General features: G+C 71.5%; 21 protein-coding genes and 2 pseudogenes. 19 read left to right on the top strand and 4 right to left on the bottom strand.

The features are described 5' to 3' along the window. The first annotated feature begins 84 nt into the window (after positions 1-84). The 4 genes from glnA to pspAB all read left to right on the top strand — a co-directional run bounded on the left by glnA (position 85) and on the right by pspAB (position 3,497). A complete protein-coding gene (glnA, locus tag IEZ11_RS01195; protein WP_189260613.1) occupies positions 85-1,494 on the top strand; it encodes a type I glutamate--ammonia ligase in 1,410 nt (469 codons plus the stop codon). Positions 1,495-1,593: 99 nt separating this feature from the next. Continuing rightward, positions 1,594-1,854: an SCO2583/SCO2584 N-terminal domain-containing protein gene (locus IEZ11_RS01190; protein WP_189260612.1), complete on the top strand. Its 261-nt coding sequence runs from the start codon at positions 1,594-1,596 to the stop codon at positions 1,852-1,854. A 135-nt stretch (positions 1,855-1,989) separates the two neighbouring features. Beyond that, the gene (gene htpX / locus IEZ11_RS01185; RefSeq protein WP_189260611.1) at positions 1,990-2,910 is read left to right on the top strand and encodes a zinc metalloprotease HtpX; all 921 of its coding nucleotides are present in this window, start codon (positions 1,990-1,992) and stop codon (positions 2,908-2,910) included. A gap of 2 nt (positions 2,911-2,912) precedes the next feature. Further along, positions 2,913-3,497 carry a PspA-associated protein PspAB gene (gene pspAB / locus IEZ11_RS01180; protein WP_189260610.1) on the top strand — a complete coding sequence of 195 codons (585 nt, stop codon included), beginning with the start codon at positions 2,913-2,915 and terminating at the stop codon, positions 3,495-3,497. A 21-nt stretch (positions 3,498-3,518) separates the two neighbouring features. On the opposite strand, the gene IEZ11_RS01175 is transcribed toward pspAB, so the two are convergent. Further along, complete coding sequence (locus tag IEZ11_RS01175; protein ID WP_189260609.1) at positions 3,519-3,803, bottom strand: hypothetical protein; 285 nt, start codon at positions 3,801-3,803, stop codon at positions 3,519-3,521. A gap of 247 nt (positions 3,804-4,050) precedes the next feature. On the opposite strand from IEZ11_RS01175, the gene IEZ11_RS01170 reads away from it, so the two are divergent. Next, a complete protein-coding gene (locus IEZ11_RS01170; RefSeq protein WP_229712765.1) occupies positions 4,051-4,803 on the top strand; it encodes an alpha/beta hydrolase in 753 nt (250 codons plus the stop codon). Between the two features lie 67 nt (positions 4,804-4,870). Here the strand turns inward: IEZ11_RS01170 and IEZ11_RS01165 are convergent. Together IEZ11_RS01165 and IEZ11_RS01160 are read right to left on the bottom strand one after the other, a co-directional pair. After that, positions 4,871-6,210 (bottom strand): annotated as a pseudogene (locus tag IEZ11_RS01165) (DUF2252 domain-containing protein). Between the two features lie 194 nt (positions 6,211-6,404). Then, positions 6,405-6,719, bottom strand: coding sequence for a hypothetical protein (locus IEZ11_RS01160; RefSeq protein ID WP_189260607.1), 315 nt, complete (start codon positions 6,717-6,719; stop codon positions 6,405-6,407). Positions 6,720-6,950: 231 nt separating this feature from the next. Between IEZ11_RS01160 and IEZ11_RS01155 the strand changes: the two genes are divergently transcribed. The 10 genes and pseudogenes from IEZ11_RS01155 to IEZ11_RS01115 all read left to right on the top strand — a co-directional run bounded on the left by IEZ11_RS01155 (position 6,951) and on the right by IEZ11_RS01115 (position 16,402). Continuing rightward, positions 6,951-7,319 (top strand): arsenate reductase family protein, encoded by a 369-nt coding sequence (locus tag IEZ11_RS01155; RefSeq protein WP_189260606.1) that lies wholly within the window; start codon positions 6,951-6,953, stop codon positions 7,317-7,319. A gap of 122 nt (positions 7,320-7,441) precedes the next feature. Next, positions 7,442-8,143, top strand: coding sequence for an SCO2207 family protein (locus tag IEZ11_RS01150; protein ID WP_189260605.1), 702 nt, complete (start codon positions 7,442-7,444; stop codon positions 8,141-8,143). Positions 8,144-8,443: 300 nt separating this feature from the next. Then, a complete protein-coding gene (gene glnII, locus IEZ11_RS01145) occupies positions 8,444-9,475 on the top strand; it encodes a glutamine synthetase (RefSeq protein WP_189260604.1) in 1,032 nt (343 codons plus the stop codon). A gap of 399 nt (positions 9,476-9,874) precedes the next feature. After that, positions 9,875-10,456, top strand: a complete 582-nt coding sequence (locus IEZ11_RS01140) for a winged helix-turn-helix domain-containing protein (protein ID WP_189260603.1) — start codon at positions 9,875-9,877, stop codon at positions 10,454-10,456. Between the two features lie 96 nt (positions 10,457-10,552). Beyond that, positions 10,553-11,557 carry an NAD-dependent epimerase/dehydratase family protein gene (locus IEZ11_RS01135; RefSeq protein WP_189260602.1) on the top strand — a complete coding sequence of 335 codons (1,005 nt, stop codon included), beginning with the start codon at positions 10,553-10,555 and terminating at the stop codon, positions 11,555-11,557. 235 nt (positions 11,558-11,792) lie between these two features. Beyond that, positions 11,793-12,092: a hypothetical protein gene (locus IEZ11_RS50520; protein ID WP_229712764.1), complete on the top strand. Its 300-nt coding sequence runs from the start codon at positions 11,793-11,795 to the stop codon at positions 12,090-12,092. Further along, a pseudogene (locus tag IEZ11_RS01130) lies at positions 12,029-12,666 on the top strand (IS200/IS605 family accessory protein TnpB-related protein); the annotation flags it as partial. The gene IEZ11_RS50520 and the pseudogene IEZ11_RS01130, both read left to right, overlap by 64 nt. Before the next feature lie 99 nt (positions 12,667-12,765). Further along, positions 12,766-14,046 carry a sensor histidine kinase gene (locus IEZ11_RS01125; protein WP_189260601.1) on the top strand — a complete coding sequence of 427 codons (1,281 nt, stop codon included), beginning with the start codon at positions 12,766-12,768 and terminating at the stop codon, positions 14,044-14,046. Further along, the gene (locus IEZ11_RS01120) at positions 14,031-14,681 is read left to right on the top strand and encodes a response regulator transcription factor (protein WP_189260600.1); all 651 of its coding nucleotides are present in this window, start codon (positions 14,031-14,033) and stop codon (positions 14,679-14,681) included. Before IEZ11_RS01125 ends, IEZ11_RS01120 begins: the two co-directional genes overlap by 16 nt. A gap of 173 nt (positions 14,682-14,854) precedes the next feature. Next, positions 14,855-16,402: a DUF1996 domain-containing protein gene (locus IEZ11_RS01115; RefSeq protein ID WP_189260599.1), complete on the top strand. Its 1,548-nt coding sequence runs from the start codon at positions 14,855-14,857 to the stop codon at positions 16,400-16,402. 108 nt (positions 16,403-16,510) lie between these two features. Here the strand turns inward: IEZ11_RS01115 and IEZ11_RS01110 are convergent, their stop codons facing one another. Next, positions 16,511-16,918 carry a hypothetical protein gene (locus IEZ11_RS01110; RefSeq protein WP_189260598.1) on the bottom strand — a complete coding sequence of 136 codons (408 nt, stop codon included), beginning with the start codon at positions 16,916-16,918 and terminating at the stop codon, positions 16,511-16,513. 154 nt (positions 16,919-17,072) lie between these two features. Here IEZ11_RS01110 and IEZ11_RS01105 point away from each other — a divergent pair, with 154 nt between their 5' ends. The 4 genes from IEZ11_RS01105 (at position 17,073) to IEZ11_RS01090 (ending at position 21,794) form a co-directional block, all read left to right on the top strand. Further along, on the top strand, positions 17,073-19,001 hold the full coding sequence (locus tag IEZ11_RS01105) for a hypothetical protein (RefSeq protein WP_189260597.1): 1,929 nt from the start codon (positions 17,073-17,075) through the stop codon (positions 18,999-19,001). Between the two features lie 92 nt (positions 19,002-19,093). After that, positions 19,094-20,020 carry a metal-dependent hydrolase gene (locus tag IEZ11_RS01100; protein WP_189260596.1) on the top strand — a complete coding sequence of 309 codons (927 nt, stop codon included), beginning with the start codon at positions 19,094-19,096 and terminating at the stop codon, positions 20,018-20,020. Then, positions 20,020-21,048, top strand: coding sequence for a PDR/VanB family oxidoreductase (locus tag IEZ11_RS01095; RefSeq protein ID WP_189260595.1), 1,029 nt, complete (start codon positions 20,020-20,022; stop codon positions 21,046-21,048). The genes IEZ11_RS01100 and IEZ11_RS01095 overlap by 1 nt, the downstream gene beginning before the upstream one ends. 56 nt (positions 21,049-21,104) lie before the next feature. Continuing rightward, positions 21,105-21,794 carry a TetR/AcrR family transcriptional regulator gene (locus IEZ11_RS01090; RefSeq protein ID WP_189260594.1) on the top strand — a complete coding sequence of 230 codons (690 nt, stop codon included), beginning with the start codon at positions 21,105-21,107 and terminating at the stop codon, positions 21,792-21,794. Positions 21,795-21,889: the final 95 nt, after the last annotated feature.

Below are 21,889 nucleotides of genomic sequence, written 5' to 3'. Positions count from 1 at the left end.
TCGAGGACAACGTGTGCCACCGCACTGGCCGCACGAACGAACTACCACCCCGGCACGGGAACGGCCGGGAGTAGGAGGAGCTGGATGTTCCAGAACGCCGACGAGGCCAAGAAGTTCATCGCGGACGAGGACGTCAAGTTCATCGACGTCCGTTTCTGCGACCTGCCGGGCGTCATGCAGCACTTCACGCTGCCCGTCGAGGCGTTCGACCCGGACGAGGAGCTCGCCTTCGACGGATCGTCGATCCGCGGTTTCCAGGCGATCCACGAGTCCGACATGGCGCTGCGCGCGGACCTGTCGACCGCCCGGGTGGACTCGTTCCGCCGGGACAAGACGCTCAACATCAACTTCTTCATCCACGACCCGATCACGGGCGAGCAGTACTCCCGTGACCCGCGCAACGTGGCGAAGAAGGCGGAGGCGTACCTCGCGTCGACCGGTATCGCCGACACCGCGTACTTCGGCCCCGAGGCCGAGTTCTACGTCTTCGACTCCGTCCGCTTCGCGACCTCCGCGAACGAGTCCTTCTACCACATCGACTCCGAGGCCGGCGCCTGGAACACCGGTGCCCTGGAGGACAACCGCGGTTACAAGGTCCGCTACAAGGGCGGCTACTTCCCGGTCCCGCCGGTCGACCACTTCGCCGACCTGCGCGCCGAGATCTCCCTGGAGCTGGCCAAGTCCGGCCTCCAGGTCGAGCGCCAGCACCACGAGGTGGGCACCGCCGGCCAGGCGGAGATCAACTACAAGTTCAACACGCTGCTCGCCGCCGCCGACGACCTCCAGCTCTTCAAGTACATCGTGAAGAACGTGGCCTGGCGCAACGGCAAGACCGCGACCTTCATGCCGAAGCCGATCTTCGGCGACAACGGCTCGGGCATGCACGTCCACCAGTCCCTGTGGACCGGGGGCTCCCCGCTCTTCTACGACGAGGCCGGCTACGCGGGCCTGTCGGACATCGCCCGCTACTACATCGGCGGCATCCTCAAGCACGCCCCGTCGCTGCTCGCGTTCACCAACCCGACGGTGAACTCGTACCACCGTCTGGTCCCGGGCTTCGAGGCGCCGATCAACCTGGTGTACTCGCAGCGCAACCGCTCGGCCGCGATGCGTATCCCGATCACGGGTTCGAACCCGAAGGCCAAGCGTGTCGAGTTCCGCGCGCCCGACTCCTCCGGCAACCCGTACCTGGCCTTCTCGGCTCTGCTCCTCGCGGGCCTCGACGGCATCAAGAACAAGATCGAGCCGGCCGAGCCGATCGACAAGGACCTCTACGAGCTGGCTCCCGAGGAGCACGCGAACGTCGCCCAGGTCCCGACCTCCCTCCCGGCCGTCCTGGACTCCCTGGAGCGCGACCACGAGTTCCTGCTCGCCGGTGACGTCTTCACGCCCGACCTGATCGAGACGTGGATCGACTTCAAGCGCACCAACGAGATCGCCCCGCTGCAGCTGCGTCCGCACCCGCACGAGTTCGAGCTGTACTTCGACGTGTGACAGACGCCTCCCCGGCGGCCGGCGCCCCCGTTCCTGTTTCTCAGGGCGGGGGCGCCGTCGTATCGTGCCTGGGTACTGGCGTTCGAAACGGGGGGACGGATGGCGCAACAGGACGACGAGGAGCGCGAGTTCGATCTGCGGTGGGCCGACCAGGCCGAGCACAAGGAGCCGTCCGCGCGGGCCCGGATGCTGGCCGCCCGCTGGAAGGAGAACCCGCCGGACCCGGCGCCGTTCCGGGCGGACCCGGGGCCGGTGGCGCCACGACGGTCGCCGTGGCTGTCGACGGCCCTGGTCATGGGCTGCGTGGCGGCGGTGATCCTGCTGCTGGGGTACATACAGACCCGGTCCGGCACCCGGTGACGGGCGCGGCCGTCCCACAGGGACCTTTTGCCGCTACCAGGTACGTTCGGAACCTCCTCATTGCCCCGGACAGGTGCACACTGGACAGCGGGACGAGTGCCTGACTGCGAGTGCCTGACTGCGGGGTGGTGCAAGATGCAGAGCCGCTTCCGGAGCGACCGGCGGCTGACCGTGCGGATGACGGTCACGCTGTTCCTGCTCGGGTTGTTGTACGTCGGTTTCGTTGCCGCGCTGATCGTGTTGCTGAAGTCGTGGCTGCTGGTCGTCGTCCTGGTGGGCGCGATGTTCGTGGCGCAGTTCTGGTTCTCCGACCGGATCGCGATGTTCGCCATGCGCGGCCGGGTCGTGGAGCGGGAGGAGTATCCCGAGCTGCACGCGGTGGTGGACCGGCTGTGTGCCATCGCCGACATGCCGAAGCCGGTGGTCGCCGTCTCCGAGATGGACATGCCGAACGCGTTCGCGACCGGGCGGAATCCCGATCACGCGGTGGTCTGCGTGACCACGGGGCTGCTGCGCCGCCTGGACCCCGCCGAGCTGGAGGGGGTGCTCGCGCACGAGCTCTCGCACGTGGCGCACAAGGACGTCGCCGTGATCACGGTCGCGTCCTTCCTGGGCGTGATCGCGGGACTGATCGTGCGGTTCGCGTTCTACTCCCAGCTCTTCGGGGGCGGCCGGCGGGACCAGAACACCGCCGCCGTGTTCGCCGCCGTCATCGGGGTCTCCGCGGCCGTGTACGCGATCAGCTTCCTGCTGATCAGGGCGCTGTCCCGGTACCGCGAGCTGGCCGCCGACCGGGCCGCCGCGCACCTCACCGGCCGGCCCTCCGCGCTGGCGTCGGCGCTCACCAAGGTCTCCGGTGACATCGCCCGGATCCCGACCAAGGACCTGCGCACGGCCCAGGCCTTCAACGCGTTCTACTTCACCCCGGCGACCGGCAAGGAGCCCGGCATCGAGCGCATCTTCTCCACCCACCCGACCCTGGAGCAGCGGCTGGAGCAGCTGGGGCGGATCTCGGCGGAACTGGGTGAGGCGGCGACGCCCGGAAAGGCCGGGTGATCATGGGGTTCCTGGACATCCTGCTGGGCCGTACGAAACCGGTCGCGCCCGATCTCGACCAGTTGTTCGCGCTGCCGTCGGCGGCGCTGACGCTGGAGGCGGCGGCCGGGTTCACGCCCACCGGCGGGGGCGCGGTGTGCTTCGCCACCGTGGAGGGCGCGGCCTTCGAGCAGACCCACCGGGAGGTCCAGGCGCTCCTCGACGCGGACACGGACCGCGGCGGGGTCCCGGTGGAGCTGCGGCAGGACGACTTCGGCTACTCCTGGCTGGTCTCGCGGCGCTCCCCCGACCAGCTTCCGCAGCTGGTCAACGACCTGCACGCGGTGAACAGCTCGATGGAGGTCAACGGCTTCGGCCCGCAGCTGCTCTGTTCCCTGGCCGCCTTCGAGGACGAGCGCGGGCGCAGCCTCGCGCTCGTCTACCTCTACAAGCGGGGGACGTTCTATCCCTTCGCGCCGCTGCCCGGATCCGGTCAGCGGCGGGACAGCGCGCTGGAGCTGCAGGTGAAGGCGGCGCTCGCGAGCGACCTGCGGATCGAGCAGGACCTCAGCCGCTGGTTCCCGGTCTGGGGTGCCCCCGGCCTCTGACCGGCCGGGGGCGCCTGCCGCCTACCTGCCCTTCTCGCTCTGCTGGCGCCGGGACTCCAGCGGGCGCTCGCGGCGGTAGCGGCGCTCCCACCTGGCCTGCTGGTCACGGCGGTCGCGGTACGTCTTGTAGTCGTCGGCCGTGCCCCCTGCCCCGCCGGACGAACCGCCCGACGAGGAGGCCGACGACGAGCCCCGCCCGTACTGCACGTACAGGAAGAGCAGGGCGACGGCGGCGAGCCACCAGCTGTGGTTGCCGAATCCGAGGATGACCAGGACGACGGTTCCGGAGATGACGATGGTGCCCATGACGGGTCTCCATGGCGTGGGTGTGTGAGCGGTCGACGGATCCGACGGCACGCGGGGGACGGGCGGCCGTCCGTCGGTGCGCGGCAGTGTAGTCCCGAGTCCGGGGGCGCGGCCTGCCCTTCGGAAAGCTCGGAAAGCGGTGGTGGACCACTCCGCAACGCCTGTCCAGCGTAGGGATCCGGTCACTCGGCGTGCACCCCGTTTTCGTGTGTGCGCGCGTGGGCGGGTCCGTGGCTGAATGTGCGGCATGGTCCAACTCACCGACTTCACCCACGAGTACGACGGCGAACGGCTGCACGGGGTCCGCACCCCGGCCGCGGACGGCACGGACGGACCGGACGGACCGGACGGCACGGACGGACCGGTCGCCGTCGTGCTGCACGGTGCCGGCAGCGGCAGCGAGCGGCGACTGCGCCCGCTGCTCGCGGAGTTCACCGCCCACGGCTGCCCCGCCCTGGCCTTCGACTTCTCGGGCCACGGCGAAAGCACCGGCGCGCTCGCGGAGTTGAGCCTGCGCCGCCGCTACGAACAGGCGACCGCGGTGATCGACGCCCAGGTGGCGCCGGACCGCCCGCTGATCCTGGTGGGCTTCAGCATGAGCGGCCAGACGGTCGCGGATCTCGTACGGCACTACGGCGACCGCGCCTCGGCGATCGGCCTCTGCTCCCCCGCGGTCTACACCCCGGAGTCCTGGGACGTCCCCTTCGGCGACGGCACCGGCCGCTTCACCGAGCTCATCCGCACCCCGGACGCCTGGCGCGCCTCACCCGCCCTGAAGACGCTGCGCTCCTCTCCGGGCCGTGCGGTACTGGCGGTGCCGGGGACGGACGCGGTGATCCCGCCGCAGGTCACGGCGGCCGTCCAGGACGCCCTGCGGACCCGGTCCCGGTACACCCGCTTCGAACTCCCGGACGCACAGCACCAGCTGGGCCTCTGGTTCCACGAACACGCCCACGACCGGCGGGAGTTCGTCACACTGCTGCTGAAGCGGCACGGCTGAAGCAAGTACGGCCGACGCAGTACGGCTGACGCAGTACGGCCGACGCGGAACAGTACGGACGGCCGGTTCAGACCCCCCGCGCCGCCGTCAGGACGCCCGCCGTGACGGCCGCGTCGAAGGCGGCGTGGTCGGTGCCGGTCTGGTCGGCGTAGGCGAGGGCGAAGTCGGTGATCGCCCGGTCGAAGACGTCGGCACCGCCCAGGTAGGCGGCGATGGCGACCCGGTCACCGGACCGGGCGTGGGCACGGGCCAGGGTCGTACCGCACAGGGTGGCGTAGTCGCGCAGGCTCTTCGGGGCCATGCCGGCGACCTCCGCGAAGCCCTTCGTGTCGCGCAGTTGGCGCCAGTAGAAGGCGCGCCCCTGCGGGCCGGTCAGCCAGCCGAGGAAGACGTCCCCGGCGGCCTGGAGCAGCCGCTGCCCGGCGACGACCCGGTGGCCGTGGTGGGCGTACGGGCCGCTCGGCAGGTGCGGCTCCAGGACCGATGTCCGGGCCTCCTTGATCTGCAGGAACAGCGGGTCGTCGGCGTCGCGGCCGACGAGCAGGACGAGGAAGCAGCGGGTGCCGACGCTGCCCACGCCGACGACCTTGCGGGCCGCGTCGACGAAGCGGTAGCGGTCGAGGAGGAGCCGGCGTTCCTCGGCGAGGGTGGAGCGGTAGTCGCTGAAGATCTTGCGCAGCGAGGACATGTCGGAGGCGCCGGCCGGTTCGAGGAGCGGCGGGTCCTTCACGATGCGGCGCTGTCCGCCGGCCGTCTCGGTGAGCCGGCCGAGCGCGTGCAGGCTGGTGCGGCGCCGGGCCCGGGTGAGGTTGTCCTCGGCCCGGTGCCGGCGGCGCGCGGCGCGGGCCAGGGCCGGCAGGCTGTCGGCGTCGATCCGTTCGTACCAGACGGCGAGTTCCCGAGCCCCGCCAGCCGCCGCATGGCGTTCCGGTAGGCGGCCACGGCAGCCAGGACGCAGGCGCGGGCCTGCGGGTCGCTGTGCCCGTTCTCGCGGGCGGCGACGGCGACGGAGGCGGCGAGCCGTTTGACGTCCCACTCGAACGGCCCGGGGAACGTCTCGTCGAAGTCGTTCAGGTCGAAGAGCAGGGACCGCTCCGGGGAGGCGTAGAGCCCGAAGTTCAGCAGATGCGCGTCTCCGGAGAGCTGCACGGTGAGCCCGGTGTGCGGCTGGGCGGCGAGGTCGGCGGCCATCACCGCGGCCGCGCCGCGCAGGAAGGCGAAGGGCGAGGCGGCCATCCGCCCGTACCGGACGGGCAGCAGCTCGGGCAGCCGGTCGCGGCCCTGACGCTCCAGTACGGCGACGGGGTCGGGGCGGTCGACGGAGGGCAGCCAGCAGGCGTGGGCCGAGCGGGGGGCCCGCTTGCGGGCGGCCCTGCCACGGGCGGCACGGTCGGCGGGTGTGGTCATACGGCGCTCCCCTCGGTCGGCTGCTCCCTCCTTGACCTGCTGTTCGCAGTGAACGGGAGGTCCGGGGGCGTGCGCATGCCGGGCCCGCCGAACGAGTGACGACGCCGGGTCAGGGGCGCGGCGCCCCGGGGCGGCGGCCTCCGGACAAGAAAGCGCCGGGCACCGCGGAACGCACGGCACCCGGCGCCACCGGCTCACCGCGAATATCGCATCAGCGCCCGCACCATGTGGCAGGTCGTGTCCGACGGCGGGTGGATGCCGATGCTCTCCGCCGTGCTCCGTATCGTCTCGTTCCGGGCCTGGTTGGGCAGGTAGACGCCGGAGTCGAGCAGGGCGATGGCGAGGCGCATGGCCTTCAGGCGGCGGTTGTGCGTGACGTACCACTCGCGGGGCCGTCCGGCCGGCAGCGGGCGCTTCTGCGCCGGCGCGTAGGGCGAGTCGAGCAGTACGGCGCGCTTCACGGTGGACTGGGTCGGCAGGGACTTCGGCTTCAGTGCGGCAGCGGGCACGGGCATCCTCCTGTCGCGGTCGGAGCGCCCCCGGACACCCCGGCGACTCTCTCGAACACTGCTACCAGTGTACCGGCCGCCACTGACAACGGGACAGCCCGCAAAGGCGCCGAACAGCCAGGTGGAGAAGGGTTTTTCAAGTGGGACGGGAGGTTCGCGAGAGCCTCTCGCGACACCCCCCTAAATTCGAACAGAGCGGCCCTGGACGGTGGCTCGCGTACCGTTTTCCGCATGGAGATCTGGATCAATCCCGCCTGCTCGAAGTGCCGCACCGCGATCGGGCTGCTCGACGCCGAGGGCGCCGAGTACACCGTCCGCCGCTACCTGGAGGACGTGCCGAGCGAGGACGAGATCAGGGCCGTACTGGAACGGCTCGGGCTCGAACCGTGGGACATCACCCGCACCCAGGAGGCGGTCGCCAAGGAGCTGGGGCTGAAGGAGTGGGCGCGGGACGCGGGCGCGCGCGACCGGTGGATCGCCGCCCTCGCGGAGCACCCCCGGCTCATCCAGCGGCCGATCATCACCGCCGACGACGGCACGGCGGTCGTCGGCCGCAGCGACGAGGCCGTACAGCAAGCGCTCACCAGGAGCAAGAGCTGAGCGGCCCTCAACTCAAATGTGACGCACGTTACTTCAGTGGCTCCGGTAACCGCTGAGTAACGACGTTCGGTATCTCGTACCTATCGGCGTACGTTCCCCCATCCCCCTTTCAGGAGGCGCGCATGTCGCGTAGGAGAACTCTCGGCGCCAGGAAGACGGTCGCCCTGCTGGTCGGCGCCGCGGCCGTCGCCGGTGGCGGGGCCTTCGTCCTGGCGTCCACGTCGAACGCCGCGCAGACCTCGCAGAGCGCGAAGACACTGTCGTCGGCCGCGGACTCGACCGTCTGCTCGGGGCTGGCCACGGCCCTCGGCAACAACCAGAAGTTCATCGCCGGCCAGAAGGCGAACCCGGACGCGCAGTCGTCCGCCCGGATCGCCAACCGCGAGGCGGTCATCGCCCAGATCAAGGTCCAGCAGAAGGCGTCGGGCTGCGTCGTTGGGGAGTCGGCTCAGGGCTCCCAGGCGGCGAGCGGTACGCAGACGGGCCAGACCGGTCAGACCGGCCAGACCGCCACGGCGGCGCCCTCGCAGAGCGCGGCCACCGGCAGCACCGGCAACGCCGGGGGTTCCGCCGCCGGACAGCAGGTCTGCACGGGCTCGACCGTCACGCTCTCCGGCGAGGCCGGCGCGCCGGCCGCCTCCAGCAACCAGTTCCCGGCGGGAACCACGCTGAAGGTCACCAACCTGGACAACAACAAGTCCACGACGGTGAAGGTCACGTCGGTCTCCGGCAGCTGCGTGCTGCTCAACAACGCGGCCTTCGAACAGGTCCGGGAACCCGGCAAGTTCCTGATCCGCCGCGCGCTGATCCAGAAGGTCGGCTGACCGCAGCGACGGGTCGAGGAGAACGGGTCGAGGCACGGTCGCCGGCTTTCACGGAGGGAAAGCCGGCGGCCGCCGCGAAGGGGCCGGGGCAGCGCCCGAATTGGGCTCGGTACCCCGCCCACCCGGCTCTCACAACGTGAGTCGCACCACAGAACCACCAGGTAACACCGGGTTCACATTCGAGCAATGATCGGGAAATCGCCTGTTGACAGGCTGCCGGGCAACACACAAAGGCGCCCCAGTGCCGTAGCGCCGCTGCACCCGCAAGTGCGCCCGACCCACCCCCGAAGGATGTGGCCCGTGACCTTCAAGGCTGAGTACATCTGGATCGACGGCACCGAGCCGACGGCCAAGCTGCGTTCGAAGACGAAGATCATCGCGGGCGCCCCCGCCGGTCTCGACGCGCTGCCGATCTGGGGCTTCGACGGGTCCTCCACCAACCAGGCCGAGGGGCACTCCTCGGACCGCGTGCTCAAGCCGGTCTTCACCTGCCCGGACCCGATCCGCGGCGGCGACGACATCCTCGTCCTGTGCGAGGTCCTGGACATCGACTTCACCCCGCACTCCTCCAACACGCGTGCCGCGCTGGCCGAGGTCGCGGAGAAGTTCGCCGCCCAGGAGCCGATCTTCGGCATCGAGCAGGAGTACACCTTCTTCGACGGCTCCCGCCCGCTGGGCTTCCCCGAGGGCGGCTTCCCGGCCCCCCAGGGCGGCTACTACTGCGGTGTCGGCGCCGACGAGATCTTCGGCCGCGAGATCGTCGAGGCCCACCTGGAGAACTGCCTCAAGGCCGGTCTGGCCATCTCCGGCATCAACGCCGAGGTCATGCCCGGCCAGTGGGAGTTCCAGGTCGGTCCGGTCTCCCCGCTGGAGGTCTCCGACCACCTGTGGGTGGCCCGCTGGCTGCTCTACCGCACCGCCGAGGACTTCGGCGTCTCCGCCACCCTCGACCCCAAGCCGGTCAAGGGCGACTGGAACGGCGCCGGCGCGCACACCAACTTCTCCACCAAGGCGATGCGCGAGGGCTACGACGCGATCATCACCGCGTGCGAGTCGCTCGGTGAGGGCTCCAAGCCGCTCGACCACGTCAAGAACTACGGCGCGGGCATCGACGACCGTCTGACCGGCCTGCACGAGACCGCCCCGTGGAACGAGTACTCCTACGGCGTCTCCAACCGCGGTGCCTCGGTCCGTATCCCGTGGCAGGTCGAGAAGGACGGCAAGGGTTACATCGAGGACCGCCGCCCGAACGCCAACGTCGACCCGTACGTCGTGACGCGGCTGATCGTCGACACCTGCTGCTCCGCCCTGGACAAGGCCGGCCAGGTCTGATCCGCCGACAGCTCTCCCGAGGGGGCGTCCACCGTGCGCGGTGGACGCCCCTTCGGCATGACCGCACCCGGGCGGGCAACGTCAATGTCATGCCAAGGAAGCGTCCAAGCAGTGAGAGAAGGGTCCAGTTTCCCGGCGGTGTCTGCTTCAATGGCCCCATGGCCAGCTTCCAGCAGTGCAGCGCGACAGGTCGCCAGGACCTTGAGCCGTTCTGGCCTTCCCGTCAGCACCATGACTTCGACCGGGTGTGTTGCCGCGCGATGAACGCGCGGGCCCTCTAAAGCCGTACACCCCGGCCTTCGGCCAGCGCGGAACGCAGTACGTCCCCGGCGCGCCCGACCACGAATCGCGGCCGCCGTCCCGACCGACTGACTCCTCGCGCGAAAGAGCTGACGTCTCATGGCGACCACTCGTTCCCTCTCCCCCGCCTCCGCCCTCTCCGCGTCCTCGCCCGGCCGGCACCGGCTGCGTGCCGTCGACCGGGACGAGGTCGTGGACATGGCTGACCTGCTGCCGCCGGGCGCCACCTGGCTGCCCGCCCCGCAGCACACCCTGCCCGTCCTGCCGGGCCAGCCGCCGATGATCGGCTACCTGGTGCTGGTCCCCGCGGACCAGCAGCCGCCCTTCCTGCCGGTCGCGGTGCCGGACCCGCGGGAGCCCGCCCCGGAACCGGCCGCGACCGGCGCCCGGCCGCTCGTCACCGTCGACACGGTGGAGCGCACCGCCCAGGTCGACGGGCGTGAACTCGACCTCACCTACCTGGAGTTCGAGCTGCTCGCCCATCTGGTGGCGCATCCGAACCGGGTGCACACCCGCGACCAGCTGGTCACCACTGTCTGGGGCTACGGCCATGTCGGCGACGGCCGCACGGTCGACGTCCATGTCGCCCGGCTGCGCCGCAAGCTGGGCGCGGAGCACCGCCGGGCGATCCAGACGGTCCGCCGGGTCGGATACAAGTACACCCCGCCGACGGGCCGCTGAGGCCGTAGATGGCCCGTCGGCGCCTCCCCGGCGGGCCGCTCCGCCCTCGGCTGAACCGTGTCGGGTCCGCCGTCCCGGGCGGGCACGATCGGTGGCATGAGGCTTCTGGTGCTGGGCGGTACGGAGTTCGTGGGGCGGGCCGTCGTCGAGGCGGCGCTCGGGCGCGGCTGGGACGTGACCGTCTTCAACCGGGGCCGCCACCGGCCCCCCGCCGGGGTGCGACCGCTGTCCGGCGACCGCACCGCACCCGGCGGCCTCGCCGCGCTGGCGGACGGCGCCGGGGAGTGGGACGCGGTCCTCGACACGTGGTCGGCCGCGCCCCGGGCGGTACAGGAGGCGGCACGGCTGCTGCGGGGCCGTGCCGGACGGTATACGTACGTGTCCAGCTGCTCGGTGTACGCGTGGCCGCGTCCGGCCGGGTACACCGAGGAGGCTCCGCTGGTGGAGGGGGCCGCGGCCGGCGCGGCGGCGACCGAGTACGCGCGGGACAAGCGGGGCGGCGAGCTGGCCGCCGTCGAGTCCTTCGGGGCGGACGGTTCGCTCCTGGTGCGGGCCGGGCTGATCCTCGGGCCGTACGAGAACGTCGGCCGGCTGCCGTGGTGGCTGCACCGGATCGCGCGGGGCGGGCCCGTGCTGGCGCCGGGCCCGCGTGACCTGCCCGTGCAGTTCGTGGACGCCCGCGACCTCGCCGAGTGGACCCTGGGGGCGGTCGAGCAGGGGCTGTCCGGGCCGTACAACCTGGTGAGCCCGCCGGGGCACACCACGATGGGCGAGTTGCTGGAGGCGTGCCGCCGCAGCACCGGCTCGGACGCGGAGCTCCGGTGGACCGATGCGGAGGCGATCCTCGGCGCCGGGATCGAGCCGTGGACGCAGTTGCCGGTGTGGGTGCCGGCGGGCGGCGAGTTGTACGACGGTGTGCACGGGCTGGACGTGTCGCGGGCGGTCGCGACGGGGCTGCGGTGCCGGGCGGTGGAGGAGACGGTGGCCGACACGTGGGAGTGGCTGCGGGGCCTCGCCGGGGCGGCGCCGGTGCGGGAGGGCATCGGGGTGGACCCCGATATCGAAGCGAAGGTGCTCGGAGTGGGGCGGATCGGGTCGTGATCAGACTGCCGACCGTCGTCGGCACACGACATATCGCGGCGCTCCCGGGGTGGCAGCTGTTGCCGGTTGACCGTGCATGAGCGTGTTCTGGCGGGCGGGAGTGAGTGTCCTGGTCTCTGGGTGTGCGAGGTCCTGGGAGAAACAGATGTTCTTCCGTCGTATGCGTGACCCTTTCCCGTAGCGGTCGTTGGATGCGAGGAAGGGTCTTCGGGTTGTGGGTGGAGGAAGTGACACGGTGAGCAGGCTGCGGGAGGTGGTGGCGGCGTTCGTGGTGCCCAGCCCTGCGGGCGTCGCGATCCGTGCCCGGCTCAAGGGCCTGACCGGCGAGGACGAGAGGATGCTGTGTCTGGTCGGTGACCACCTCGCATCGCTTGCCTCCCGTGATCTGAAGGCCAGGTGTGCGGCCGGACTGGACCACGACAATGAGCAGTGGGCACGGCGCAAGCGTGTCCTGACCGGTCAGTCGTCCTCCGGTTCGGCTACGACCTCACCGGCACCGCCGACCAGCGTGACGCCCAGGTCCGGCACGCCCTGACCCGGCTGCTGCACTGGACCAAACGCCACAGCCTCGCCATCGCCGTCGAAGACCTCGACTTCACCGCCGAGACCACCCAGGAGAAGCACGGCGGCAGGAAACGGTTTCGCAAGCTCATCTCCGGCATGCCCACCTCCCGGCTGCGGGCCCGGCTGGTGTCGATGGCGGCCGAACTCGGTATCCCCGTCGTCGCCGTCGACCCCGCGTACACCAGCCGGTGGGGCGCCCAGCACTGGCACAAACCCCTGACCGGCAAGACTCGTAAGACCACTCGCCACGACGCGGCAGCGGTGGCGATCGGAAGGCGCGCCCTGGGACACCCGATCCGGCGACGGACGGCACCGCCCCCTGCTCACCGGAGCGATGAGCAGGGGCATCGGACCGTCCAGGCCGGACCAGGCGCCCCGGGGCGTGAGGCTGTGCCCGACAGCGGCCTCCGGCGCGGGCCGCCCCCCGCATCCCCGGACCACGGACACGATCCGTCGGCGCCGGGCGCGGAGCGAACGCGGTCGACCAGAACGCCCAACACCGTCCGGGGCGTTCGGCTGAGCACGAATCCTGGCGACAGGACTAACTCCCGCTCAGTCTCCAGGAACGGTGTATCCAGCACCACCCCCTGACATGGGGCTTCGGGCCAGTGACCCGTTGCCGGGAGGTCCGGAAGACTGGTCGCATGACGACGAACACAGACAGTGGGGGCCTCCGCGCCAGGGGCCGGGAGACGGTGCTCGCCGCCGTGCGGGGGCTGGTGCTGGCGTTGGTGGCCCTGCCGGTCTCGGTGCTCTGCTTCGTGCTGGCCGCGGTCTCGGTGGCACTGATCCCGATCGGCGTCGGGATCGTCACCACGCCATGGGTCCTGGACGGCGTGCGGAACGTGGCGGACGTGCGGCGGCGGCTCGCCTTCGAGTGGTGCGGCGTGCGGATCCGCTCCGCGTACCGGGAACTCCCGGCGGACGCCAACCCGTGGGCCAGGACCTTCGGGATGCTGCGCGACCCCCAGGTCGGGCGGGACGTGCTCTGGCTGCTCGTCGACATGACGGCCGGGTTCACGACCGCGCTGCTGCCGGCGGTGCTGCTGTTCTACCCCTTCGAGGGGTTCGCGGTGGCCGCCGGGCTGTGGCGGGTGCTCACGGACGGGGGCACCTACTGGTACGGCTTCGTGCCGGTCAGCGGGCAGCCCACCGCACTCGGGGCCGGTGCCACCGGCGCCGTGCTGCTGGTCGCCGCCTGGTACCTCTGCCCCGCCCTGCTGACCGCCCACTTCCGGCTCACCCGCGCCGTCCTCGACCCCGGGAAGGGTGAACTCGTCGAGCGGGTACGGGTGTTGACGGAGACACGGAAGGACGCCGTGGACACGTCGGCCGCCGAGCTGCGCCGGATCGAGCGGGATCTGCACGACGGGGCGCAGGCCCGGCTGGTGGCCATGGGCATGGACCTCGGGACGATCGAGATGCTCCTGGACAAGGACCCCGAGCGGGCGAGGCGGTTGCTCGCGCAGACCCGGCAGGCGTCCGTGGAGGCGCTGGGCGAGCTGCGCGACCTGGTGCGGGGCATCCATCCGCCGGTGCTGGCCGAGCGCGGGCTCGGGGACGCCGTACGGGCGCTGGCGCTGCGGCTGCCGGTGCCGACGGAGGTGGCGGTGGAGCTGCCGGGGCGGGCGGACGCGCCGGTGGAGTCGGCCGCGTACTTCGCGGTCAGCGAGGTGCTGACCAACGCGGTCAAGCACTCCGGTGCCGACCGGATCTGGGTCGACCTGCATCACGTGAAGGAAGGCGGCGGCATGCTGCGGATCTCGGTCACCGACCACGGCCGGGGCGGCGCGGCGGTCGGCGCCGGGTCGGGGCTCGCCGGGGTGGAGCGGCGGCTGGGTACATTCGACGGCGTCCTGGCCGTCAGCAGCCCCGCGGGCGGTCCCACCATGGTCACCATGGAGATTCCGTGCGCGTTGTCCTAGCCGAAGACCTCTTCCTGCTCCGCGACGGGCTGGTCCGGCTGCTGGAGGCCTACGGCTTCGAGATCGCGGCCGCCGTCGAGTCGGGGCCCGAACTCACCCGGGCGCTGGCCGAGTTGCGGCCGGACGTGGCCGTGGTGGACGTACGGCTGCCGCCCACGCACACCGACGAGGGACTGCAGTGCGCGCTCGGGGCGCGGCGGGACCGGCCGGGTCTGCCGGTGCTGGTGCTCTCCCAGCACGTCGAACAGCTCTACGCGCGCGAGCTGCTGGCCGACGGCAGCGGCGGGGTGGGGTACCTGCTGAAGGACCGGGTGTTCGACGCGGAGCAGTTCGTGGACGCCGTACGGCGGGTGGCCGCGGGCGGTACGGCCATGGACCCGCAGGTGATCCAGCAGCTGCTGGCCCGGCGGGCCGACGACCGGCCGCTGGGAGGCTTGACACCGCGCGAGTCGGAGGTCCTGGAGCTGATGGCACAGGGCCGTTCGAACGCGGCGATCGCCGGGCAGCTCGTGGTCACGGAACGGGCCATCGCCAAGCACACCTCCAACATCTTCACCAAACTGGGACTTGAGGTGTCGGACGATGACAATCGGCGTGTCCTCGCGGTGCTCGCGTACCTGGACCGCGACCGCTAATTTTCCAGAAACCGCCCTGCTCAAACGGCAGTTGTGACCCAAGTGCGTAACAAATCTCTGATGAATTTGTGAGGCGGCTGAACACCCCTGAGACGGGGTGCGTATGAATGGACGCCGCTTCACTCCTGTCGGGCGCCTCGATGCCGCCCCGCAAGGAAGGTCTGAGGAGTTCCATGGGACGCAACATACGCAAACGCCGTTCGCCGCTGACCGTCAAGGTCATAGCCGCATCGGCGGCTGTCGCACTCGGCGGGGGCGGGCTGCTCTATGCGCAGATGAACGCTTCGGCTCACGAGTCGAACAACTCTGCGCAGAACTACACGAAGGCCGCCGCCGCGACGGTGGCGACCATCTCCTGCCCTGACGTCGGCCAGAAGCTGACAAGCGTGCCCGACAAGGCCAAGCAGGGGGTGGCGACGGAGCTGGCGAACCTCGACAAGCAGATCACCGAGGCCTACTCCCGGCTCGCCTCCACGCGCCAGGCGCAGGCGAACGACGCCAACTTCGTCCAGAACGCGATCATCGGCCCCCTGAAGGAGAAGCGGGCCGCCACGATCGACCGGATCAGGATCGACATCACGCGGGTCGGCGGCACCTTCAACAGCTCGCTGGCCCAGCTCGCCGCCTGCACCACGCAGACCGCCAACCAGACCACCGCCGGTCAGGGCAACAACAACGGTGGTCAGAACAACAACGGCGGCCAGAACAACAACGGCGGTCAGAACAACGGCGGCCAGGCCAGCGCCGCGCCGAGCGCCAGCGCCAGCACCCCCGTCGACGTCGGTATCGGCGGCCAGGCCGGCAACGGGCCCACCGCGGCCGACTTCGTGGACATCACGAAGGTCGCGGCGAACGTCCAGGGCAAGCCGCAGAACGGCGCCCAGGCGTCGACCGGCACCTTCACCACCCGTTGTGGTACGAACCAGAACAAGAACCACAACACCGACAACGTCATCGTGGCGCCCGGCGTGAACAACGGCGCGCACCACCTGCACGACTACGTCGGCAACCAGAAGGTCAACGCCTTCTCCACCAACGACTCGCTGCTGGCGGCGCCGAGCTCCTGCCAGAACCAGAGCGACCTGTCGTCGTACTACTGGCCGGTCGTGCGTATCCAGAACGGCACGCAGGACTTCGACCAGAACGCGCTCGGCGGTGGCACCGAGGGCAACGTCGGCAAGATCCTGACGCCGGTCCAGGCGCAGATCAAGTACGTCGGCAGCCCGGCCAGCAAGGTCGTCGCGATGCCCCAGTTCCTGCGCATCATCACCGGTGACGCCAAGACCACGACCAACGGTCTGGCCAACGCCAACGCGCACTGGAGCTGCACCGGCTTCGAGAACAAGGTCCAGCTGACCGAGCAGTACCCGATCTGCCCGAAGGGCAGCCAGGTGGTGCGTACGTTCGCCTTCCAGAGCTGCTGGGACGGCAAGAACATCGACAGCGCCAACCACCGCACGCACGTGGCCTTCGCGGACCCCGCGAGCGGTGTCTGCGGCAACGGCTTCAAGGCGATCCCGCAGCTGACGATGCGTCTGGTCTACAACATCACCCCGCCGACCATCGTCAACGGCCAGGTGAAGAACGCCTACGCGGTGGACGGTTTCCCGGAGCAGCTGCACAAGGCGGCGACCGACCACGACGACTTCATCAGCGTCACCAAGAACAACCTGGCGGCCACCATCGCCAACTGCATCAACACCGGCAAGAAGTGCCAGTGAGCACTAGCTAGCCGATAGCACGGAAGAGGGCGGTGGGATTCTCCCACCGCCCTCTTCCGTGTGTGTGCCGGGCGCTCCGGCCGAGCGGACCTCAGCCGGTGTGCCCGCTCAGCTGGTGTGCTTGCTGTGGTCGACCCCGATCTCCTCCTCGCCGCCCAGCGTGGTCTGGAGCGTCTTGACGAGCTTGTCGGTGCCGACGGCGACCCACTTGCGGCCCACGAGGTAGAAACCGCCGTAGTCCTTGGCGTCGTTGATCCAGTCGCGCTGGCCGCGGTCGGTGGCGAAGGTGGCGAAGACGAACTTGCCGGCGGCGGTCTTGCAGATCGCCTGGCGGACCTCGTCGGAGTCGATCTGCATGTCGGGAGTGCACTTCACCTTGGCGGCCAGGCTCTCCAGGCTGCCGGTCGCGGCGACCGGGATCTTCGCCTCCGCCTTGCCGTCTGCGGATCCACAGCCCGCCAGCGCCAGGGCGGCCACGGCGCCCGCCGCGGCGAGCATCGGTCGGGTCAACCTCATCTGTTCCTCCGGTCGCGTTGCCGGCCCCGGGGTGCCTTCGAGGGGCCCGTCCCCTTCGATACGGCTGCGGGCCGCGAAGCGCTCAAATCGTGCGGGCACCCGAGTGTCACCCGTGTGGCGGTGACCTACCAACGGGTCGCTCGTTCTCCAGGATGTGCAGTCACAGGATGTAGCCCAGCGTCACGCAGCCGCCTCCGCCGGAGCCCCGCATCCGGCCGTCGACGTCGAGCAGGCCGAGGCCGCGCTCGTCGAGCACTACCCACGGCTGGTCCGGCTCGCCTACCTGGTGCTGCCGCCGGGGCTCGCGCGCGGCCGCCGCGTCCTGACCGCGCACGCCCTGGTCCAGCGGGCCCTGCCCCGGGGCCGCAGGCAGGTCCCGGTGATCCCGGCCCAGGCGAACGGGCGGCAGACCGACCCCGGATACTCGCTGGTCCGGCTCGAAGTGGTGCGTACGGCGCTGGCGGCGGGCCGGCCGCTCCGGCTCACCGCCCGGCCCAGGCGCGCCCAACTGCCGCCGCTGTTCCCCCAGGTGTGGGGCCTCAGGCTCTTCCCGCGCTCCGGCGGCGCCGACGAACTCGCCCTGGACCAGCGGCTCGGCGCCCTCTCCGGCCCGGCCCGCGCCGTCTACGCGCTGCGCGGCCTCGAACAGCTCCCGGACGGCGACGTCCGCAGGATCCTGCGGGCGGTCGGCGTGGCGCACCCCGAGGGCGCGCTCGCCGAGGCGAACGGCGTCCCGGCCGAGTACCCGCTGCTCGACTCCCCCGAGTTCGACCCCTGTTCCCTCCAGGCCCGCCCCACCGACCTGATGCGCCGCCGCCAGCACACCAGGGCCGCGCTCGCCGCCGCCGCGGCCCTCGCGGTGTGCGGGGCACTGGTCGCGCTGCCGGGCGGCGGCTGGGGTGCCGACGGCGCGGCCGCCCCGGTGTACGCGCAGAACCCGGCCGCCCAGGCCGCCCTGGACCCGGCCCGGCTGACGAAGGTCCCGGCCACCGCCTGGCAGACCGCCGCACGCACCGGCTTCTCCGTGTGGCCGGCCCGCGGCGCCCTCACCGGCGACACCGCGCTGCTGCGCCGTGCCCTCGCCGTCTGGGCCCGCCCCGGCGCCACCGTCCGCGTCTCGGCGACCCCCGGCACCCAGACCGGCGGCCCGGCCGGACCGCCCCAGCTGCTGTACGCGGGCCTGGTCGACAGCGCCCGGGTGGTGGTCTTCTACGACGGTCTGCGCATCGCCCGCTACGCCGAACCGAAGGACGGCACCGAGGGCGCCGCCCTCGACTTCGCCCGGGTCGACGGCGCGACCGGCGCGGAGGCGAGCGCCCTGGTACTGGGCCGCGCCGACGGCAACGTCCGCTATCTGACCGCCCCCTGGGTGACCAGGGCGGCGGAGCGGGACCTGATGAAGCCGGCCGCGGGGGCGATGGACCTGGCGCTGGCGGACGGGGTGACCGGGCCGCTGGCCGGCTCCGCGCCGCAACAGGGGACCTGTACGTCCTGGAACGTGCTCCAGCTGACCGATGCCCAGGGTGTGTACCTCGCGACCGACCTGGGCGAGCTGGTGCCGGCCCGGCTCACCGCCGGGCGGCCCGGCGACACGCGTGAGGCCTCGGGGGCGGCGGCGCTGCGCGACTGGGCGCCGTTCGCCTGCTCGCTGGCCGCGGAACGGTCGGCGGGGGTGCGCAGCGTCAACGCGTGGGCGTTCGCCGAGCAGCAGCTGCCGGACGGCGGCGGCACCGGGTCGTGGGTGTGCACGCGTGCCGAGACCTGGCGGGGTGACGGGACCATGGCGCTGGCCCAGTTCCGGACGCCGGGCAGCCAGTACGGGGCGGTCGCGGCCAAGGGCGCCGATGTGACGGCCTGCGGTCCGCGCGATCCGCACGTGCTGGCCGGGGTGCTGTGGAAGTCCGGGGGCGACCGGTGGTACCTGCTGGCCGCGGGCGGCCGGGACACCGCGTCGATCCGGGCGACCGGCGGGATCACGGCGTCGGCACAGGGGACACAGCTGGTGGCCGAGGCGAAGCAGGGCGCCCAGGCCGAACTGCAGGGGACGCTGGAGGACGGGGCCGAGATCAGCGGGTTGCGGTGAGTCCGGGACGGGCGGGAACCTTGCTGACGCCCGCGTAAACAAGGTTCGCCGGAGGGCTTCTCAGGCACCCTACCCGTCAGTACATTGACGCCATGTCCAACAAGCAGCCGCAGCCGGTGGCGTCCGAGCGCATCGCGCTCCGGGCCCGCAACGTGTCCTTCGCCTGGGAGGACACTCCTCTGCACTGGGTGCCCGGCGACCCCTTCGCCACGCACACCATCAACGTGCTGCACATGCTGCTGCCCGCAGGCGAGCGGTGGTTCGTGCACGTCTACAAGCAGGTGCTGCCCCTCATCCGCGACGAGCGGCTGCGCGCGGACGTCGTCGGGTTCATCGGGCAGGAGGCGATGCACTCGCAGGCCCATGACGAGGTGCTGCCCCACCTCAGGGAACAGGGCCTCGACCCGACGCCCTACACCGCGCAGGTCGACTGGTTCTTCGAGAAGCTGCTCGGCGACCGGACTCTGCCGCCGGGGAAGGCCAGGCGGTGGTGGCTCCTTGAACGGGTCGCGCTGATCGCGGCCATCGAGCACTACACCGCCTTCCTCGGCGACTGGGTGCTCAACGCAAAGGAGCTGGACCGGCGCGGCGCCGATCCGACGATGCTGGACCTGCTGCGCTGGCACGGCGCCGAGGAGGTCGAGCACCGGTCGGTCGCCTTCGACCTGTTCCTGCACCTCGACGGCGGCTACCGGCGCCGGGTGCGGACCTGGGCCACGGCGTTCACGGCCATCGTGTTCCTGTGGCAGCGCGGCGCCCGCTTCTTCATGGCCAACGACCCTACGCTCACCGAGGGCCGGGCCCGGCTCCGGGACTTCCATCTCGCCGGCCGGCGCGGCACGCTGCCCGCCACCGGCGACATGCTGAGGTCGATCCCGAGGTACCTGAGCCGCGGCTACCACCCGTCCCAGGAGGGTTCCACCGCCCAGGCGGTCGCCTACCTGGCCGCCTCCCCCGCCGCGCTGGCCGCCTCCCCCGCCGCGCTGGCCGCCGAGAACGCCGGGCGGGGGGCCGCGTGATGCCGAGGCTGCGGACCGTCGTCGCCGTCACGGGCGCCGCGCTGCTCGTGCGGCGGGCCCTGCGGCGCCGTATCGAGGCGTCCCCGCTGTGGCCGATGCCCGCCCTGGATCCGCCGACCTCGGGGCAGCCGCGCTCCCGGGCGCTGCGGCTGCTGGTCGCCTCGCACCGGACGGTCGCCGAGGGGGTCGTGCAACTGCGCCTGGAGGGGCGCGGGTTGCCGAGCTGGGAGCCCGGCGCCCATCTCGACGTGGCGCTGCCGTCCGGGCTGGTCCGGCAGTACTCGCTCTGCGGGGACCCGGCCGACACCTCGTCGTACACGATCGCCGCGCGGCTGGTCGCGGACGGGCGGGGCGGTTCGCGGGAGGTCCACGAGCGGCTCGTGCCGGGCATGGAACTGGAGGTGCGCGGGCCGCGCAACCGTTTCCCGCTCGTCGGGGCCGAGTCCTATGTGTTCGTGGCCGGGGGCATCGGGATCACCCCGATCCTGTCCATGGTGCGGGCCGTACCGGACGGGGTGCCGTGGCGGCTGCTGTACTGCGGGCGGACCCGCGGATCCATGCCGTTCCTGGCGGAGTTCGCCGGGGACGACCGGGTCACGGTGGTCGCGGAGGACGAGGACGGGCGCCCGGATCTCGACGCGCTGACCGTCCCGGCGGGCGCGGCGGTCTACTGCTGCGGCCCGGAGGGGCTCACGGCGGCGATGGAGAAGCGGTTCCCGGCCGTCCGGACCGAGCGTTTCGCGCCATCCGGCGAGGTCGGCGGCGATCATGCCTTCGAACTCGAACTCCGGCGCAGCGGGCGGACGTTGACGGTCCCGGCCGACTCGACCGTGCTGGCCGCCGTACGGACGGAGCTGCCCGACACGCCCTACTCCTGCGCGCAGGGCTTCTGCGGCACCTGTCGACAGCGGGTGCTGGAGGGGGAAGTGGAACACCGTGACGAGCTGCTCACGGACACGGAGCGTGCCGACTCGATGATCATCTGTGTATCGCGGGCGCGAAGTGGGAGACTCGTGCTGGACCTGTGAACGCCCGTGAAGGGTCAGGTCCGTGGGAGGCCGGATCCGATCGGTAAGGTGTTCGCATGACAACCGGGGTACGCCGCAGGATGGGAGTCGAGGAGCGGCGGCAGCAGTTGATCGGCGTCGCCCTCGAACTGTTCAGCCGTCGCTCGCCCGACGAGGTCTCCATCGACGAGATAGCCTCGGCCGCGGGCATCTCCCGGCCGCTGGTGTACCACTACTTCCCCGGCAAACTCAGCCTGTACGAGGCCGCGTTGAAGCGTGCCTCGGAGGATCTCGCGGCCCGCTTCTCGGAGCCGCACGAGGGCCCGCTCGGGGCCAGGCTGCTGCGCGTGATGCGGCGCTACTTCGACTTCGTCGACGAACACGGGCCCGGCTTCGCCGCGTTGATGCGCGGCGGCCCGGCGGTCGGCTCGTCGGCGACCAACGCGCTCATCGACTCGGTACGGCAGGTCGCCTACGAGCAGATCCTCGCCCACCTGGAGATCACCGAGGCGCCGGCCCGTCTCGAACTGGTCGTCCGCTCCTGGATCTCGCTCGCCGAGTCGACGGCGCTGATCTGGCTGGACGGACGGCGCATTCCGCGCGGCGAGCTGGAGGTGCAGCTCGTCCATGACTTCGCGGCGCTGACGGCGGTGAGTGCGGCGTACGACGAGGAGATGACCGCGCTCGTGAAGCGGATGGTCCAGGACGAGCCGGCGGAAGGCCCGTTCGCCGACCTGGCGGCACGACTGATCGCCCTGGCGGGCTAGCGTCCCCCCTGGGCGGGGTGCCCGGGGCCGTCGTTCGGCTGCGGGCCGGTGGGGGCTGGTCGCGCAGTTCCCCGCGCCCCTTACGGGGCCTCAGG

It is taken from the genome of Streptomyces fuscichromogenes (genome assembly GCF_014645815.1).
Taxonomy (GTDB): Bacteria; Actinomycetota; Actinomycetes; order Streptomycetales; family Streptomycetaceae; genus Streptomyces; species Streptomyces fuscichromogenes.
The sequence above is the reverse complement of the archived record's forward strand: the minus strand, read 5'-3'. Positions and strand labels throughout refer to the sequence as shown.

Bases quoted from the DNA above. Each gene is read 5' to 3' on its own strand.
- glnA (WP_189260613.1), top strand. From the start codon at position 85: ATGTTCCAGAACGCCGACGAGGCCAAGAAGTTCATCGCGGACGAGGAC.
- IEZ11_RS01190 (WP_189260612.1), top strand. From the start codon at position 1,594: ATGGCGCAACAGGACGACGAGGAGCGCGAGTTCGATCTGCGGTGGGCC.
- htpX (WP_189260611.1), top strand. From the start codon at position 1,990: ATGCAGAGCCGCTTCCGGAGCGACCGGCGGCTGACCGTGCGGATGACG.
- pspAB (WP_189260610.1), top strand. From the start codon at position 2,913: ATGGGGTTCCTGGACATCCTGCTGGGCCGTACGAAACCGGTCGCGCCC.
- IEZ11_RS01175 (WP_189260609.1), bottom strand. From the start codon at position 3,803: ATGGGCACCATCGTCATCTCCGGAACCGTCGTCCTGGTCATCCTCGGA.
- IEZ11_RS01170 (WP_229712765.1), top strand. From the start codon at position 4,051: ATGGTCCAACTCACCGACTTCACCCACGAGTACGACGGCGAACGGCTG.
- IEZ11_RS01155 (WP_189260606.1), top strand. From the start codon at position 6,951: ATGGAGATCTGGATCAATCCCGCCTGCTCGAAGTGCCGCACCGCGATC.
- IEZ11_RS01150 (WP_189260605.1), top strand. From the start codon at position 7,442: ATGTCGCGTAGGAGAACTCTCGGCGCCAGGAAGACGGTCGCCCTGCTG.
- IEZ11_RS01140 (WP_189260603.1), top strand. From the start codon at position 9,875: ATGGCGACCACTCGTTCCCTCTCCCCCGCCTCCGCCCTCTCCGCGTCC.
- IEZ11_RS01135 (WP_189260602.1), top strand. From the start codon at position 10,553: ATGAGGCTTCTGGTGCTGGGCGGTACGGAGTTCGTGGGGCGGGCCGTC.
- IEZ11_RS01125 (WP_189260601.1), top strand. From the start codon at position 12,766: ATGACGACGAACACAGACAGTGGGGGCCTCCGCGCCAGGGGCCGGGAG.
- IEZ11_RS01115 (WP_189260599.1), top strand. From the start codon at position 14,855: ATGGGACGCAACATACGCAAACGCCGTTCGCCGCTGACCGTCAAGGTC.
- IEZ11_RS01110 (WP_189260598.1), bottom strand. From the start codon at position 16,918: ATGAGGTTGACCCGACCGATGCTCGCCGCGGCGGGCGCCGTGGCCGCC.
- IEZ11_RS01100 (WP_189260596.1), top strand. From the start codon at position 19,094: ATGTCCAACAAGCAGCCGCAGCCGGTGGCGTCCGAGCGCATCGCGCTC.
- IEZ11_RS01095 (WP_189260595.1), top strand. From the start codon at position 20,020: ATGCCGAGGCTGCGGACCGTCGTCGCCGTCACGGGCGCCGCGCTGCTC.
- IEZ11_RS01090 (WP_189260594.1), top strand. From the start codon at position 21,105: ATGACAACCGGGGTACGCCGCAGGATGGGAGTCGAGGAGCGGCGGCAG.